Source organism: Streptomyces sp. SBT349, assembly GCF_001083795.1.
GTDB lineage: Bacteria > Actinomycetota > Actinomycetes > Streptomycetales > Streptomycetaceae > Streptomyces.
The window spans coordinates 1-14,610 of sequence record NZ_LAVK01000019.1; the positions used below are offsets into that span (position 1 = coordinate 1).

14 protein-coding genes are annotated in these 14,610 nt (G+C 72.2%); 4 read left to right on the forward strand and 10 right to left on the reverse strand.

Annotation, left to right across the window (positions count from 1 at the left end; translation table 11 throughout):
- From ADY01_RS04215 to ADY01_RS04235, 5 genes are all read right to left on the reverse strand, one after another.
- Positions 1–780, reverse strand: a 780-nt coding sequence (locus ADY01_RS04215; protein ID WP_049565556.1) for an ATP-binding protein, incomplete at its 3' end; no start/stop codon positions are given.
- A gap of 5 nt (positions 781–785) precedes the next feature.
- On the reverse strand, positions 786–1,259 hold the full coding sequence (locus tag ADY01_RS04220) for an ATP-binding protein (RefSeq protein WP_078899979.1): 474 nt from the start codon (positions 1,257–1,259) through the stop codon (positions 786–788).
- Entirely contained in the window at positions 1,246–1,632 is a 387-nt protein-coding gene (locus ADY01_RS04225; RefSeq protein WP_420715575.1) for an STAS domain-containing protein, read from the reverse strand. The genes ADY01_RS04220 and ADY01_RS04225 overlap by 14 nt, the downstream gene beginning before the upstream one ends.
- Before the next feature lie 20 nt (positions 1,633–1,652).
- Positions 1,653–2,549 (reverse strand): STAS domain-containing protein, encoded by an 897-nt coding sequence (locus ADY01_RS04230; protein WP_049565561.1) that lies wholly within the window; start codon positions 2,547–2,549, stop codon positions 1,653–1,655.
- Positions 2,550–2,699: 150 nt separating this feature from the next.
- Complete coding sequence (locus ADY01_RS04235; protein ID WP_049565564.1) at positions 2,700–3,236, reverse strand: MarR family transcriptional regulator; 537 nt, start codon at positions 3,234–3,236, stop codon at positions 2,700–2,702.
- Between the two features lie 78 nt (positions 3,237–3,314).
- On the opposite strand from ADY01_RS04235, the gene ADY01_RS04240 reads away from it, so the two are divergent.
- On the forward strand, positions 3,315–4,472 hold the full coding sequence (locus ADY01_RS04240; RefSeq protein WP_049565568.1) for a PP2C family protein-serine/threonine phosphatase: 1,158 nt from the start codon (positions 3,315–3,317) through the stop codon (positions 4,470–4,472).
- Positions 4,473–4,562: 90 nt separating this feature from the next.
- On the opposite strand, the gene ADY01_RS04245 is transcribed toward ADY01_RS04240, so the two are convergent.
- Both ADY01_RS04245 and ADY01_RS04250 read right to left on the reverse strand, forming a co-directional pair.
- Positions 4,563–6,524: a PhoX family protein gene (locus ADY01_RS04245; protein ID WP_049565570.1), complete on the reverse strand. Its 1,962-nt coding sequence runs from the start codon at positions 6,522–6,524 to the stop codon at positions 4,563–4,565.
- A gap of 154 nt (positions 6,525–6,678) precedes the next feature.
- Positions 6,679–8,196 (reverse strand): aldehyde dehydrogenase (NADP(+)), encoded by a 1,518-nt coding sequence (locus tag ADY01_RS04250; protein ID WP_049565574.1) that lies wholly within the window; start codon positions 8,194–8,196, stop codon positions 6,679–6,681.
- A 157-nt stretch (positions 8,197–8,353) separates the two neighbouring features.
- On the opposite strand from ADY01_RS04250, the gene ADY01_RS04255 reads away from it, so the two are divergent.
- Positions 8,354–9,124: an IclR family transcriptional regulator gene (locus ADY01_RS04255; protein ID WP_049565577.1), complete on the forward strand. Its 771-nt coding sequence runs from the start codon at positions 8,354–8,356 to the stop codon at positions 9,122–9,124.
- A gap of 569 nt (positions 9,125–9,693) precedes the next feature.
- The gene (locus ADY01_RS04260; protein ID WP_107081628.1) at positions 9,694–10,674 is read left to right on the forward strand and encodes a hypothetical protein; all 981 of its coding nucleotides are present in this window, start codon (positions 9,694–9,696) and stop codon (positions 10,672–10,674) included.
- Here ADY01_RS04260 and hemC read toward each other — a convergent pair.
- On the reverse strand, positions 10,671–11,606 hold the full coding sequence (hemC, locus tag ADY01_RS04270; RefSeq protein WP_049565596.1) for a hydroxymethylbilane synthase: 936 nt from the start codon (positions 11,604–11,606) through the stop codon (positions 10,671–10,673). The two genes, ADY01_RS04260 and hemC, sit on opposite strands and share 4 nt — an antisense overlap.
- Positions 11,607–11,787: 181 nt before the next feature.
- Between hemC and ADY01_RS04275 the strand changes: the two genes are divergently transcribed.
- On the forward strand, positions 11,788–12,468 hold the full coding sequence (locus ADY01_RS04275; protein ID WP_049565599.1) for a response regulator transcription factor: 681 nt from the start codon (positions 11,788–11,790) through the stop codon (positions 12,466–12,468).
- Here the strand turns inward: ADY01_RS04275 and ADY01_RS04280 are convergent.
- Together ADY01_RS04280 and ADY01_RS04285 are read right to left on the reverse strand one after the other, a co-directional pair.
- Entirely contained in the window at positions 12,455–13,672 is a 1,218-nt protein-coding gene (locus ADY01_RS04280; RefSeq protein WP_049565602.1) for a hypothetical protein, read from the reverse strand. The genes ADY01_RS04275 and ADY01_RS04280 overlap by 14 nt on opposite strands.
- Positions 13,672–14,610, reverse strand: coding sequence for a 5-dehydro-4-deoxyglucarate dehydratase (locus tag ADY01_RS04285; RefSeq protein WP_049565604.1), 939 nt, complete (start codon positions 14,608–14,610; stop codon positions 13,672–13,674). Before ADY01_RS04285 ends, ADY01_RS04280 begins: the two co-directional genes overlap by 1 nt.

Consider the following 14,610-nt stretch of genomic DNA (forward strand, 5'->3'; position numbering starts at 1 on the left):
AGTGCCACCGGCAATGTGCGGCTGGTGCTGGTCGGGCCCGACCAGCACCAGCCGCACATTGCCGGTGGCACTGAGCTCCACCTGGCGGCCCACGAGTCGGAGCAGGGCGATCGCGGCGCCCCGGGTGCGGCGCAGCGCCGCGTGCTGCGCGGTCAGCAGGTCGGGCAGCGGGCGGCCGGGATCGAGGTGGAACGGGACCAGCGCCGCGGCGGCGGCCTCGGCGGCGGCGGGGCCGTGGCCGAGGGCGTCCACCAGCAGCAGGGTGCGGCCCGCCGGGGTGTCGGCGACGGCCCAGGCGTCGCCGCACGCCTCCTCGCCCTCGGCGGCGACGCACACGGCGCCCACGCGTTCCCTGGCGTCCTCCGCGTCGCCCGCGGTGACCACCCGGGCGCGGACCATGGTGCCCTCGGGGCCCGAGCGGATCTGGACGTCGGAGGCGATCCTGCGCACGGCGCCCAGCCCGGTGCCGAGGGTGCCGCTGGTGGTGTACCCGTCGGCCATGGCGTCGGCGAGGCTGCCGATGCCGGGTCCCCGGTCGGCGGCGACGATCTCCACGCCGGGCCCCAGCGGAAGGGGCTGGATGTACAGGACGCCGTCCCTGGCGTGCTTGTCGAGGTTGGTCGCCAGCTCGCTGGCGACGACCGCGGCCTTCTCCGGCAGCGCGCCGGTCAGCCCCCAGCGCCGGGCGAGGGAGCGGGCCGCCGCCAGCGCCAGGTGGACGGCGCTGTGGTGGTCGATGCGGATCTGCCGGGTGACCGGGGGCCGGCCGGGCTCGGGCACGGCCGCTACCCGGCGATCCAGCGGGTGACGCACACGGTGGTGCCACCGCCCGGCCGGGTGTCGATCCAGAACTCGTGCATCAGCCGCCGCGCGCCGCCGAGTCCGTGGCCCAGTCCCGCGCCGGTGCTGTAGCCGTCGGCGAGCGCGGCCTCGACGTTGGGGATGCCGGGCCCGGCGTCGGCGACGGTGAGCCGCACGCCCCCGCCGCCGGGGCGGTCGAGCCGCGCGATGGTCAACGTGCCTCCCCCGCCGTGGATGTACGCGTTCCGCACGAGCTCGCTCGCGGCGGTGACGACGCGTGTCTGGTCGACGAGGCCGAAACCGATCGCCAGGCAGGCGGCGCGGACGGCGTGCCGTGCCTCCAGGAGGTCCTCCTCGCTGCGCACCGGGTACTCCGCGCGGTCATCCTCCCCACCGGTGGCCAGACCGCCGGCGGGGACCCCGATCGAGGCTCCCAGGGCCGGTTCATCGGGCGTCATCACGACGAGCAGCCTCCCGTGACGGCGTAGTGCGGTACCAGCCCAGGGCCACCATGCCCTGCTCCGCGTTCAAGGCCGTTTCCACACCGTGGAGTTTCAAACCCAGCTCCACGAGGGTGATGGCCACCGTCGGGCGCATGCCGGCCACGATCACCCGGGCACCCAACAGGCGGGCGGTGGTGGTGAGTTCACTCAAAGTACGCGCCACGAAGGAGTCGATGATCTCCAGGCGCGAGATGTCGATGAGGACGCCGTTCGCCGCCTCGCCCGCGATCCGCTCCGTGAGTTCGTCGAGGAAGGCCATGGCGGACTGGTCGTCGAGCTCGTCGAGGAGGCCGGTGACGAGGACGTCGCCGAGCCGCAGGATCGGCACACCGGCCGACTGCCTCCCGCTCACCGGCCGGCCAGCTCGGACAGGCCGGGCGCGCCGGGCGCGTGGGGCATGCGCTGGTCGGTGATCTTGATGGCCTCGGCGAGGGCGTCGGCGAGGGTGGCGCGCGTGAGGATGGTGGACAGGTCCAGGCCGAGCTGGGCGATGGTCTGGGCGATGGGCGGCCTGATGCCGGAGATGACGCAGTCGGCGCCCATGAGGCGGACCGCGGCCACGGTCTGCATCAGGTGCTGGGCGACCGCGGTGTCCACGGTGGCGACGCCGGTGATGTCGATGATGGCGACCCTGGCCTCGTCGGACTGGATGGCCTGGAGCAGCGACTCCAGCACCACCTGGGTCCTGGCCGTGTCCAGGGTGCCGATCAGCGGGACCGCCAGCACGTGGCGCCACAGGCGCACCACGGGCGTGGAGAGCTCCATCAGCTGCCTGCTCTGCCTGCTGATGATCTCCTCGCGGCTGGCGACATAGGTGTCGAACGACAGCACGCCCGCCGCGTCGAGCAGCCGGTTGATCACCACGGCCGACTCGAAGAGCTCCCTCGCGTTCTGCGTGGAGCGCTGGAGGATCTCCAGCAGCACCTCCTTGAGCGAGAGCACCGCGAGCGAGGTCGCCGTCGGGGTCGCCCCGGCGCGGGCGCGGCGCAGGGAGAGCTCGGTGATGGTGGTGCGCAGCTCGGCGTGCGCGGTGGCGACCCGGCCCGCGGGCAGCGAGCTCTCCAGGCCGCTGAGCAGGGCCGACACCAACTGGGCCGCCTCGCCGCGCAGTTCGCCCTCGTTGATGCCGGTGACCAGGACCTCTTGGTCTATCTGGAGGCGCACCCAGTTCTCACCGATCTCCTCCGTATGGTCACGGAGGGTCCCGATCAACCGGTCCCTCACCGCCGACTCGATGGCACTCACATCAAACCCTCTCGTCGCTGACCGCACGCGGGCGCACCAACGTCCTCTGCCGCCGCAGCGGTTACCGCGAGCCTCATTGTTGCTGTCCGGCAAATGTTAGCGTTCATCCGTCCGAAGCAGGAAGGAACCCGCATGACATACGGCCGGAGGCTATGCCGAGCGGGCCGACCGTCCGTCCGAACGATCATCGCCGAGCCGCTCGCTGTTTCCCACCGCCGTCCGGAATCCGGCCAGACCCTCCACAAGGGCGCTGCGGGCGGCCGGAGTCATGGTGGCGATGGCGGCGGTCAGGGCCTCCTCGCGCCTTTCCCGCAGCTCGGCCAGGAAACGGCGCCCGCCGGCGGTGAGGCGCAACTCCAGCTCCCTGCGGCTGGTCTGGCTGGTGGCCCGCTCGACGAAGCCGACGGCCTGGAGCCGGTCGCACAGCCGGCTCACGGAGGAGGGCGCGGCGCCGAGGAGGTCGCCGAGGCCGCGCAGGTTGATGCCCTCGTCGCGCTCCAGGATGTACAGGACGCGGAGTTGGGACGAGGAGACGGGTACCGGGGAGGCGGCGTCGCGGCCCCTCTCCCACAACACCTCCAGCAGCTCTATGACGTCGGAGGCCGCCCGAGCGGCATCCGCAGAACGGCGGCGCGGGGCGGGCGGAGTCACGCATCTCACTGTCGCACTCACGCTCGGGCTTGTCATCCTTGATGTCCGTTTCCGCGACCATTCCCAGGTGGTCGCCGGGACCGGCCGCTCCTTGAGAGAAAGCAGATCCACACGGTGGACAGACTCGTGGCCGCTTACCGCGCCCTGCGTACCGCGGCCCCCCACGACCTGCTCGGCGGCCTCCGGGCGGTCCTGCGGCGGCACTACGCCGTCAGCGACGCCGAACTGCGGGTCGCGGACTACGCGATGACCGCGCTGCGCCCGGTCGCCCCCGGCTCCGGGCCCGGCGTGGTCCCCGCGCACATGGGGCCTCCGGGGCGCGCGTTCGGCTCCCAGCGGACCTATGTGGAGCCCGCGGACGACTCCCCCATGCTCACCGCGCACCTTCCGGTGAGCGTGCGGGGCGAGGGGGTGGGCGTGCTCTCGCTGCGTATGCCGAGGAACCGCTGCTCGGCGGAGGTCCTGTCCGAACTGGAGGAGATCGCCGCGCTCCTCGGGCACGAGATCATGGTCGCCGAGCGCGACACCGACCTCTATGTCCAGGCCCGCCGGGCGGAGCGGCTCACGCTCGCCGCCGAGATGCAGTGGGAGCTGCTGCCGGGACGCTCCTGCTCGCGCCCCGAGTTCGAGCTCGGCGGGCAGCTGGAGCCAGCCTACGCGATCCACGGCGACAGCTTCGACTGGTCCACCTCGCCGACGCACCTGACGCTTGCGGTGATCAACGGGATGGGCGAGGGCATACAGGCGGCGTTGCTCAGCAGCCTCGCGATCAACGCGCTGCGCAACGCCCGCCGCTCGGGCCTCGGCCTGGCCGAACAGGCGTCGCTGGCCGACCAGGCGCTCTACGGGCAGCACCGGGGCGGGGCCCATGTCGCGGCGTTGCTGCTGCGCTTCGAGCTGGCCACCGGCCTGGCGACGGTGATCGACGCGGGGTCGCCGCGGATGTGGCGGCTGCGGCGGGGCACGGCCGATCCGCAGGAGTTCGAGGCGCAGCTTCCGCTCGGCATGTTCGAGGACACGGTGTACACGGCGCAGGAGTTCCGGGTGGAGCCGGGCGACCGGCTGTTCTTCGTCAGCGACGGGGTGTACGACGTGGCCTCGCCCGGCGGCGAGCTGTACGGGGAGAAGGCGCTGGCCAGGGCCGCGGCCCACACGCGGCTGCTGCCCCCCGCGCAGGTGCCGCGGGCGGTGCTCTCGGAGCTGGCCGGGTACCGCGGCGGCCCCGGGCCCGAGGACGACGCGATGGTGGTGTGCCTGGACTGGCGCGGCTGAGGGGCGCGGCTCGGGGGCGCCGCCGGGGACGGCGGCGCGGGCCCGGCCGGGGCGGCCCCGGCCGGGCCCGCGGGGGGCGTCAGGCGGTGATCAGGACGCGCCGATCACGCCGCCGTCGGTGCGGCGGACGACGACCGTGGCCGAGCGCGGGCGCCCGGTGGGGTCGAAGTCGGGCCAGTTGCTGACCACGCGCGGGTCCTCGGGGGTGGGGGTGCCCCACGCCTTGGTGGTCTCGCCGGGGTGCTGGACGTTGACGAACATCGCCTTCTGGTCCGGGGTGAAGGTGACGCCGCTGATCTCGGCGCCGCGGGGTCCGGTCAGGAAGCGGCGGACCTCGCCGGTGCGCGGGTCGGCGGCCAGCATCTGGTTGTTGCCGATGTTGTCGTAGCCCGCCTCCGCCGAGTTCTGCACGGAGTTGGAGACGTCGGTCTGGATCCACAGGCGGCCGTCGGAGTCGAAGCCCAGGCCGTCGGGGGAGCCGAAGATGTTCTCGCCCAGGTCGACCTGGTCGTCGTACGCCTGGTCGCCCGCGAGCAGGAAGATGTCCCACGCGAAGGTCAGGGCCGCGTTGTCGCCGTCCGCCTCGGTCCAGCGGACGATGTGGCCGTAGGGGTTGGGCTTGCGCGGGCTGACCGCGGAGTCCCAGCCGCTGCCGTTGGTCAGCGTGCAGTACACGTCGTTGTTCTTGGGGTTGATCGCGATCCACTCGGGCCGGTCCATCGTGGTGGCGCCGACCGCGTCGGCGGCCTCGCGGGTGCGCAGCAGCACGTCCGCCTGGTCCGCCCAGCCGTTCGCCACCGTCAGGGCGCCGGTGCCGTGGGTCAGCGGCAGCCAGGAGCCGGTGCCGTCGTCCTCGAAGCGCGCCACGTAGAGCGTGCCGTGGTCCAGGGGGCTGCGGCCCCGCGCGCGGTGCGCGTGCCAGCTGCCCTCGCCGACGAACTTGTAGATGTAGTCGCCGTCCTGGTCGTCACCGGAGTAGGCGACCACGCGCCCGCGGGACTCGGTGACGGTGCAGCCCTCGTGCTTGAAGCGGCCGAGCGCGGTGCGCTTGACCGGCTTGGCGCCCGGCTCGCGGGGGTCGATCTCGACGATCCAGCCGAAGCGGTTGATCTCGTTGGGGTTGGCCGCCAGGTCGAAGCGCGGGTCGGCCTCGTGCCAGCGGTAGCCGCCGCCGGCGGCCGAGACGCCGTAACGATCCTGCGAGGGGGTCGGCTCCCAGGACTCGTCCTCGGTGCCGAAGTAGTTGTTCCAGTTCTCCTCGCAGGTGAGGTAGGTGCCCCACGGGGTGGCGCCGCTGGAGCAGTTGTTGAGCGTGCCCAGCGCCTCGTTGTTCGACCGGAGGGCGGGGTGGTCCAGGGAGACGGGCCCGGAGAACTCGACGGGCGTGCTGCCGGTGACCCGGCGGGCGCGGCGGGAGTCCACGACCCGCCACTCGCCGTTGCCCCGCCTCTCGATCTCGACCACGCTGACGCCGTGCGCGGCCAGCGCCTTCGCCACCTTGTCGGCGGTCATCTCCTCGGCGCCGTCGGGGAAGAGCATCGACTGGTCGACATACTCGTGGTTGAGGACCAGCAGGCCGCGGCGGCTGCTCTCGCGGCCGTCGCCCAGCGGGAAGAAGTGCATGCCGTCGTGGTTCATGCCGATCTGCTCGGCCTGCTCCGCGGCGCTGTTGGAGCCGTCCTTGCGCCAGCGCGGGCCGCCGGGCCTGATCGGGGTGCCCCAGGGGATGAGGACCTGGATCTGGTAGCCGTCGGGCACGGTGAACGTGTCGTCGGTGCTGGTCGGAACGGCGGAGAAGCCCAGCAGCCGGGTCGGGCGCACGCCCCCCTGCCAGCCGCCGTCCGGGTCCCCGCTCACGGGCGTCCTGGCGGCGGCGGCGCCGCCGCCCGCCACGGCGGCGAGGAAGCCCGCCGCCGCCGCGGTGCCGCCCAGGAGGGCGGTGCGGCGGGACATCCGGTGCTGGACGACCTCACCGAACGACCGGTTGCCGGACGGGTTGGAGCTGACCTCGTCCGGATCGAACTCGGGGAAAACCGGGCGTTGAGCAGACATCGCGGGTCCTCACTTGCGGGTGTGACGGCAGTGGAGTTCCCGTGAGGCTATGGAGCGTCAGTGGCGCCGAGTAGCCACCAAGGTGAACAGACGGCCACCTCCGTACATACGGACGATTCACCGTAACAGTTCACTTGGTGGCGGACACGGAACGTCAGCCCTCGCGTCGACCGTTCACCCGGCGGGGCAGCCCGAGGGGGTTGTCCTCGCGCAGCTCCGGCGGCAGGAGCGCGTCCGGCGCGTTCTGGTAGGTGACCGGGCGCAGCCACCGGTCGATGGCGGTGACGCCGACCGAGGTGGAGGTGGAGGTGGTCGCCGGGTAGGGGCCGCCGTGGTGCTGTGCGTGGGTGACGGCGACGCCGGTGGGCCAGCCGTTGACGAGGACGCGTCCGGCGAGCGGGGTGAGCTCGGCCAGCAGCCGGGCGCCCTCGCCCTCCCCGTTCGCCTCGGCCTCGGCGAGGTGGACGGTGGCCGTCAGGTTCCCCGGGAGGCGGGAGAGCACGGCGGCGGCCTGGTCGGCGTCGGCGTAGCGGACCACGACGGTGAGGGGGCCGAAGCACTCCTCCAGCAGCAGGTCGTGCGGCCCCTCGGTGGTCAGCCGGTCGGCGTCCACGGTGAGGAACCCGGCCGCGACCGTGTCGCCCTCCGCGCCGCCGCCCGCCGCGACCGGGGCGCGCACGCCGTCGAGGTCGGCGCGTTCGCCCACCCCCGCGAGGAACGCCTGCCGCATCCGGGAGTCGAGCAGCACGCCGGGGACGGCCTCGGCGACCTCGCCCGCCAGGGCGCCGAGCAGCGCGTCGCCCGCCTGCCCCGCCGGGGCGAGGACGAGGCCGGGCTTGGTGCAGAACTGGCCGCTGCCCAGGGTCATGGACCCGGCGAGGCCGGTGCCGATCTCCTCGCCGCGCTCCTGGGCCGCCGCCTCGGTGATCACCACCGGGTTGAGGCTGCCGAGCTCGCCGTAGAAGGGGATGGGAACGGGCCTGGCCGCGGCGGCGTCGAACAGCGCGCGCCCGCCGCGGACCGAGCCGGTGAACCCGGCGGCGGTCACCAGCGGGTGCGTGACCAGCTCGACGCCCGCGTCGAAGCCGTGGACGACGGTGACGACGTCCTCGGGCAGCCCGGTCCGCGCCGCGGCCCGGCGCAGCGCGGCGCCGCACAGCTCGGAGGTGGCGGGGTGGTCGGGGTGGGCCTTGACGACGACCGGGCAGCCGGCGGCCAGGGCGCTGGCGGTGTCGCCGCCGGGAACGGAGAAGGCCAGCGGGAAGTTCGAGGCCGCGTAGACGGCGACGACGCCCAGCGGGATCTTGTAACGCCGCAGGTCGGGTCGGGGCGGGGCGAGGGCCGGATCGGCGTGGTCGATGATGACGCCCAGGTACCCGCCGTCCGCGACCTCGTCCGCGAAGGCGCGCAACTGGCCGGTCGAGCGGGCCAGTTCACCCGTGAGCCGGGCCTCGCCGAGCGCGGTCTCCGCGTCGGCGGTGGCCACGATACGCTCGCCGTCGGCCTCCAACTCCTCGGCCGCGGCGCGCAGCAGCGCGATCCTGGTGTCGCGGCCGGCCAGGGCGCCGCGGGCGGCGTGGGCGGCGCGCACCGCCGCGTCGACGTCCTGCGCCGTCGCCTCGGAGGCCACCGCTTCCCGCTGCTTTCCGGTCCGCGGGTCCACACTCCACACTGGTACTGCCACCGGGATCGATCCTCCTGCCGATCGTCTTCCTGCGGATCTCAACGGGGGCGGCGTTCGCCGGAGTTCGATGTTCGATATATTGAACGTCGTCCCTGTATGTGAATGTCTGGGACTCTATAGCGGCTCGAACAAAGGGGTCAAGGCGATGTCAGCCGGTGAGACGGGCGGTTCCCAGGTCAAATCCGCGGTCCGCACCGTGGAGCTTCTGGAGTTCTTCGCCGGACGGCCGGGCATGCACTCGCTCGCGGACGTCCAGGCGGCGGTCGGGTACCCCAAGTCCAGCCTGTACATGCTTCTGCGCACCCTCGTGGACCTGGACTGGGTCGAGACGGACGCCACCGGCACCCGGTACGGGATCGGCGTGCGGGCGCTGCTGGTCGGCACCTCCTATATCGACGGCGACGAGGTGGTGGCCGCCGCGAGGCCCACGCTGGACCGGCTCTCCGACGACACCACGGAGACCATCCACCTGGCCCGGCTGGACGGCACCAACGTGGTCTACCTCGCCACCCGCCAGTCCGAGCACTACCTGCGGCCGTTCACGCGGGTCGGCCGCCGCCTCCCGGCGCACTCGACCTCGCTCGGCAAGGCGCTGCTGGCCACCTACAGCGACGAGCGGGTGCGGAAGATGCTGCCGGAGACGCTGGACCAGCTGACCGAGCACACCATCACCGACCGCGAGCGGCTGATCGAGGAGCTGGCGCTGGTCCGCGAGCGCGGCTACGCGATGGACCGCGAGGAGAACACGCTCGGGCTGAGCTGCTTCGGCATCGCCATCCCCTACCGCACGCCGGCGAGGGACGCGATCAGCTGCTCGGTTCCGGTGGCCCGGCTGACCCCGGCGCACGAACAGCTCATCAAGGAGGCGCTGTTCGACGCCCGCGACCGCCTCGCCCTGGCGGCCCGCCACCTCTGACCGGCCGGGGCGCCCGGGGAGAGGTGGCGCCGCCCTCGGGGGTGGCCGGGGCGGATCCGCTGCTCCCCCGCGCGGGGGAGGCGGATCACCACCGGGCAGGGCGCGTTCGGCCCGCGCGGGGCGGAGCGTGGAGGCATGGCCTCGACCACCCGCCTGCCCTCGGCGCTCCGCGCTCTCACCATCGCCTCCTGCCTGCCGTATCTCGCGCTCAAGGCCGCCTGGCTTGCCCTCGGCCGGCGGACATGAATCAACTCCGGTCCGCTCAGCGACTCCACGTGTCCGAGTGCGCGGCATGCGCCAACGGTCAACAGTGCGACATAGGGCAAAGGCTCAGCTTGGCCGTGGCCACTGACCAGGTGTCATGACCGGAGTCACGAGGCAGCCGATCAAGCCGAGGCAGCCTGTGAAGCCGGACGCTGATGACAAACAGCTGGAATACTGCGGCTGCTGCATCGGGCACCGCCGAATATGGTGCCCACACTGCTAAGGATTCTTCGGCCGCTGAACCCCCCGCCTGCCTACGGGTGAAAAGAATTCGACTCCCCCACGAGGAGAGAGACGAGGCGCACATGCCCACTGGAGTGAATCCACCCCTTGTGCCTCTGGGAGCGTTAAGCCCGCTCCGGAGTCGTCCAGCGGTTCGGAACTTCCTGGAAGCTCCGCCGCTCACACCGGGTGACCTTTCCATGGTTCTCCTCGTTACAGAGGAGCCGACCGACTGCCGCATGCCTACGGTGACTGTCGAGCGGATCCCCGCCGTCATGCACGATGCTGCGGCGCTCGGTATCCGCTCGGTCAAACTATTCGCGGAGTCAGAAGTACGCGACTCCACGGGCGAGATCTCACTTGCCCCGGACAGCCTGATGGCCCGGGCAGTGAGTGCGGCAAAGGGCGCGGAATCCACGCTCGCAATCATGACAGAGACGTGCCTGTGCGCGTACACCGAGACGGGAGCGTGCTACCTGACCGATCGGCACGGCCGCCCGGACGTCGCCGCCACAGTCAATGTCACGGCTATGCAGGCTGTAGCCCATGCGAACGCTGGAGCGGACATCGTCGGTCCGGCCTCCATGATGCTCGCGACGACCAGGGGTACACGTATCGCTCTGAACGAGAACGGACATGGCAGCGTAAGCGTGATGCCTCACGTCATCTTCCATTCGTCGCTGTACGACGGATACCGGCTGACGATGGGCGCCACGCCCAGGATGGGTGTCGATCGGGAATTCCAGATCAGCGCGAGCAAGCCGAATCAGTTCATCGAGGCAGCCCTTGAGCTCGTTGAATACGGCGCGGACATGTTGCTTCTCGAGCCCGCGCTGTTCTGTGCCGACGTGTTGGTCGCTTTGAAGTCGCGCACGCTTGTTCCCGTCTTGCCGTTCTCCGTGTCCGGCGAATACACCATGCTGTCTCGTACAGACACCGAGACGGGAAAAAGGGAGACAGGAACTCTCGCCGGGCTGTTCACCATGCTCAAGCGGGCTGGGGCCGACGCAAGCATCACCTACGCGGCGCTCGAAATAGCCCGTGCGTTGCAGGACAGGGGCTAACGGAGAAGCCCCGGCCTGATCTCATCGAGGATTGCTCCGGCTCCCTGGCTCAACAGCTGTTCCGCCAGAGTGGCCCCGAGTTCCTCCGGCTCGCCAGACGGACCCGACAGGACCCCGGTGACTCGCTTGGCGCCGTCAAGGGACGTCACCTGGGCGTGCAGGCGCAGGGTTCCGTCTGGCTGAGCCGAAGCGTAAGCGCCAACGGGAACGCTGCAACCTCCATGCAATTCTGCGAGGAGAGCGCGCTCCGCTCGGACTTCAATGTCAGTGGTCGCGTTTCCCACCGCCGACAGCACTTCTCGAATCGCGTCGTTGTCCTCTCGCACCTGAATACCGAGCGCGCCCTGACCAGGTGACGGTGGGAACAGATTCAACGGCAGAATCTCGCCAATTGCGTCATCGAGACCAAGGCGGCGCAGACCCGCAACCGCGAGGACGACACCGTTGAGCCGCATGGTCTTGATCTTCTGCAATCGAGGGGGAACATTTCCCCGGATGGGGACCACCTCGACATCTGGGCGGATGGCCTTGAGTTGCGCAATGCGTCGGGGCGCACCGGTGCCGATCCGCGCACGCTCCGGGAGTTCGGCCAAGGTTGACCCGCACAGCGCGTCCCTCACATCCTCCCGCCCGGGCGGAGGTAGCAGAATCAATCCAGAGGGGTTCTCGGTCGGCAAGTCCTTGAGCGAGTGGATGACCACGTCCACCTCGCCTCGGGAAAGCGCGGCCTCCTGCTCCGTGCTGAATGCACTGCCGCCACTCGTGGCAGACACATTGGACAGCGGAGACTTCCTGTCCCGGTCACCACCTTCAAGAATGACCCGGTGTGTGAAGGTGATATCAGGAAACCGTTCACGCAGGGGTGCAAGGTATTCCCGCACCTGGACCTTGGCGAGATTGCTCGCTCGCGAGCCGACGACGAACGTAGTCATGTGATCAACTCCGGCGATGATGAGGCGTCATCTCATGCTACTCGTCATCGACGTTCCGGATTTCCCGACTATCCGTCGGCATAAGTCCGCCCCCGGATTCCTCCTGCCGGAGTCTGCACCGTCCCCCGTCGTCCGCCCAGGTCACGAGCTTCCGGCCCCGGTCCGGCCTACCCTGGTGCCCATGGCTGCGCAGCGTTCCGGGGACTTTGGCGTGGGACGGGTACGAGTCGTCCTCGTCGACGACGAGCGGTTGGTGCGGACCGCGTTGCGGGTCATCCTGGGGGCCGAGCCGGACATGGAGGTCGTCGGGGAGGCCGCGACCGGGGCCGAGGCGGTGTCCGTGGCGTGGCGGGAACGGCCGGACGTGGTGCTCATGGATGTGCGGATGCCGGACGTGGACGGCATCCGCGCCACCGAACGGCTGCTGGCCACCCTGGAGGAGCCGCCCAAGGTCATCGTGGTGACGACCTTCGAGAACGACTCGTACGTCTACGACGCCCTGCGGGCGGGCGCCGCCGGCTTCCTGCTGAAGCGGGCGGCGGCCGGGGAACTGGTGGGCGCGGTGCGGCTGGTGGCGCGCGGCGACTCGCTGCTGTTCCCCGAAGCGGTCCGCGCCCTGGCCGCCGCCCACGCGCGGGAGCGGCGCTCGGGAGCGCTGCGCGCGCGGCTCACGCCCCGCGAGGCGGAGGTGCTGCGGCTGATGGCCGAGGGGCTGAACAACGCGGAGATCGCCGCGCGCCTCGGCGTGGGCAACCAGACGGTCAAGTCCCATGTCGCCGCGGTCCTGTCCGCCCTCGGCGCCCGCGACCGCACCCAGGCCGTGATCGCCGCCTACGAGAACGGCTTCGTCACCCCGGGGTAGCGTCCAGTTCGGCGAGGGCCGCCGTGACCGTCGCGAGGTCGGCGTCGGTGGCGAGTCCGGCGTGGTAGAGCCGCAGTTCGGTGGCGCCGAGGGAGGCGGCGTGCGCGGCGTCGGCGGCCAGGGTGCCGGGGCTGCCGCCCATGCCGGAGACCACGGGGAAGTTGGCGGCGATCACCGGCGCCCCGGTGCCTGCGGCCTGCGCGGTGAACGGGCCGAGCGCCGCGGCGCGGGCCTCCGCGCCGCCCGCGCAGGGCACGACGACGCCGTCCGCGTGGGCCAGGACGCCGGCCGGGCGGACGCCCACGTTGGCGCCGCAGCGGTGCGGGGCCGGGTCGGCGTGGAGCAGCACGCGGAACCCGGGGGGCGCGGCGGCGCGCACCGCGGCGACCGCCTCGCGCTGGAACGCGTCGGCCACCGCGTCGCGCCAGGCGGCGACGGAGGCGGCCCGTTCCTCCCCGAGCAGCGCCGCGATCGCCCGCCACTCGGCCTCGCGCCCGGCCACGGCCGACGGTGGGCGCCCCTCCCAGAAGGGCCGCAGCGCCCGCTCGACCATGGCGCGCAGCTCGTCGGGGTCGGCGCCGTGCGCGGCGTAACCGGCCCGGCAGACCTCGCAGAAGCACAGTGAGGCCAGGTAGGCGCCGACGCCGCCGAGCGGGGCGCCGCCGATCTTGTCGTGCGCGTGCAGGTGGTCGAGTCCGTACCAGCCGCAGGACTCCAGCTCGGTCCCGGCGGCGCCGGGCCGCACCGCCGCCTCGGCGGCGAGCGCGAGGGCGTAGGAGCGGACCTCGGGGCGGGCGACGCAGGGGGCCCAGGGGTAGCGGTCGCCGTACGCGTTGGTGACGGCGGACTCCGGGTGCTCGTCGCCGAGGCGGGAGCTGTGGGCGAGGATCACCCAGGAGTGGACCTCGATCCCCGCCGCGGCCAGGGCGGTGGCCGCCTCGCCGTAGGGGTCCTCGCCCGCGACCCAGTCCTGCGGGAACGGGCGCAGCGCCCGCCCCTCCCAACGGGCCCGGTCCGGCGGGTAGTAGACCGCCGCGTGCCGGGCGGTGACGATGCGGTGGGCGGGATGGCGCGGGGTGAGGGCGCGGGTGGAGTGGTACGCGGAGGCGAGGGTGGCCTGCCGGACGCCGAGCGCGGCGACGCGGTCGGCGGCGGCCGGGTCGCCGACGAGGTCCCAGGGGTAGAGGAAGGTGCCGGCACGCATCAGGCGTTCACCAGTTTCAGGCCGCGGTCGATCAGGGCGGAGAGCTCGGCGATGTGCTCGGGCTCCGGCTCGGCGAGCGGGGAGCGCACGGGGCCCACGTCCAGGCCCCGCAGCCGCACGCCCGCCTTGACGAGGGAGACGGCGTATCCGGCGCCGCGGTCCCGGAGTTCGACCAGGGGGCGGTAGAAGCCGTCGAGGAGGCGGCGGACCGTGGCCTCGTCGCCGCCGCCCAGGGCCGCGTGGAAGGCGAGGGCGATCTCGGGGGCGAAGCAGAAGACGGCCGAGGAGTAGAGGCGCACGCCCAGGCCCCGGTAGGCGGGGGCGCTGAGCTCGGCGGTGGGCATGCCGTTGAAGTAGGAGAACGGCTCCCCCGGCCGGTCCGTCACCTCGGCGCGGACGGCGGAGATGATGCGCTGGAGGAGGGCGAGGTCGCCCAGGCCGTCCTTGAGTCCGGCGATGCCGGGGGTCCTGGCCAGCTGGACGGCGGTCTCGGGGGTGAGGACGGCGTTGTCGCGCTGGTAGACGATCACCTCCAGGCGCGTGGCGGCGGCCAGCTCGGTGTAGTGGCGCAGCAGGCCGCGCTGGCCCGCGTTGACCAGGTAGGGCGGCATGGCCAGCAGGCCGTCGGCGCCCGCCTGTTCGGCGAGGCAGGCGTACTCGACGGCGAGCGCGGTGCCGTATCCGGTGGCGGCGACGACGGGAACGGCCCCGGCCGCCTCCTCGACGGCGACCGTGACGCAGGCGCGGAACTCGGCGGGCGTCAGGGCGTGGAACTCCCCGGTGCCGCAGCAGGCGAAGACGGCGCCCGCGCCAGCGTCCACGCCCGCCCTGACGTGGGCGCGGTAGGCGTCGAGATCCACCGCGCCGCCGGGCCCGCAGGCGGTCACGGGAAAGAACAGCAGGCCGTCCAGGCGCCCGGCGAGTGCGGCGTGGGTCAT

Coding starts and splice junctions, on each gene's coding strand:
- ADY01_RS04285 (WP_049565604.1), bottom strand. CDS start 14,610: ATGACCCACGCCGCACTCGCCGGGCGCCTGGACGGCCTGCTGTTCTTT.
- ADY01_RS04235 (WP_049565564.1), bottom strand. CDS start 3,236: ATGACAAGCCCGAGCGTGAGTGCGACAGTGAGATGCGTGACTCCGCCC.
- ADY01_RS04260 (WP_107081628.1), top strand. CDS start 9,694: ATGCCCACTGGAGTGAATCCACCCCTTGTGCCTCTGGGAGCGTTAAGC.
- ADY01_RS04280 (WP_049565602.1), bottom strand. CDS start 13,672: ATGCGTGCCGGCACCTTCCTCTACCCCTGGGACCTCGTCGGCGACCCG.
- ADY01_RS04245 (WP_049565570.1), bottom strand. CDS start 6,524: ATGTCTGCTCAACGCCCGGTTTTCCCCGAGTTCGATCCGGACGAGGTC.
- ADY01_RS04220 (WP_078899979.1), bottom strand. CDS start 1,259: ATGACGCCCGATGAACCGGCCCTGGGAGCCTCGATCGGGGTCCCCGCC.
- hemC (WP_049565596.1), bottom strand. CDS start 11,606: ATGACTACGTTCGTCGTCGGCTCGCGAGCGAGCAATCTCGCCAAGGTC.
- ADY01_RS04255 (WP_049565577.1), top strand. CDS start 8,354: ATGTCAGCCGGTGAGACGGGCGGTTCCCAGGTCAAATCCGCGGTCCGC.
- ADY01_RS04275 (WP_049565599.1), top strand. CDS start 11,788: ATGGCTGCGCAGCGTTCCGGGGACTTTGGCGTGGGACGGGTACGAGTC.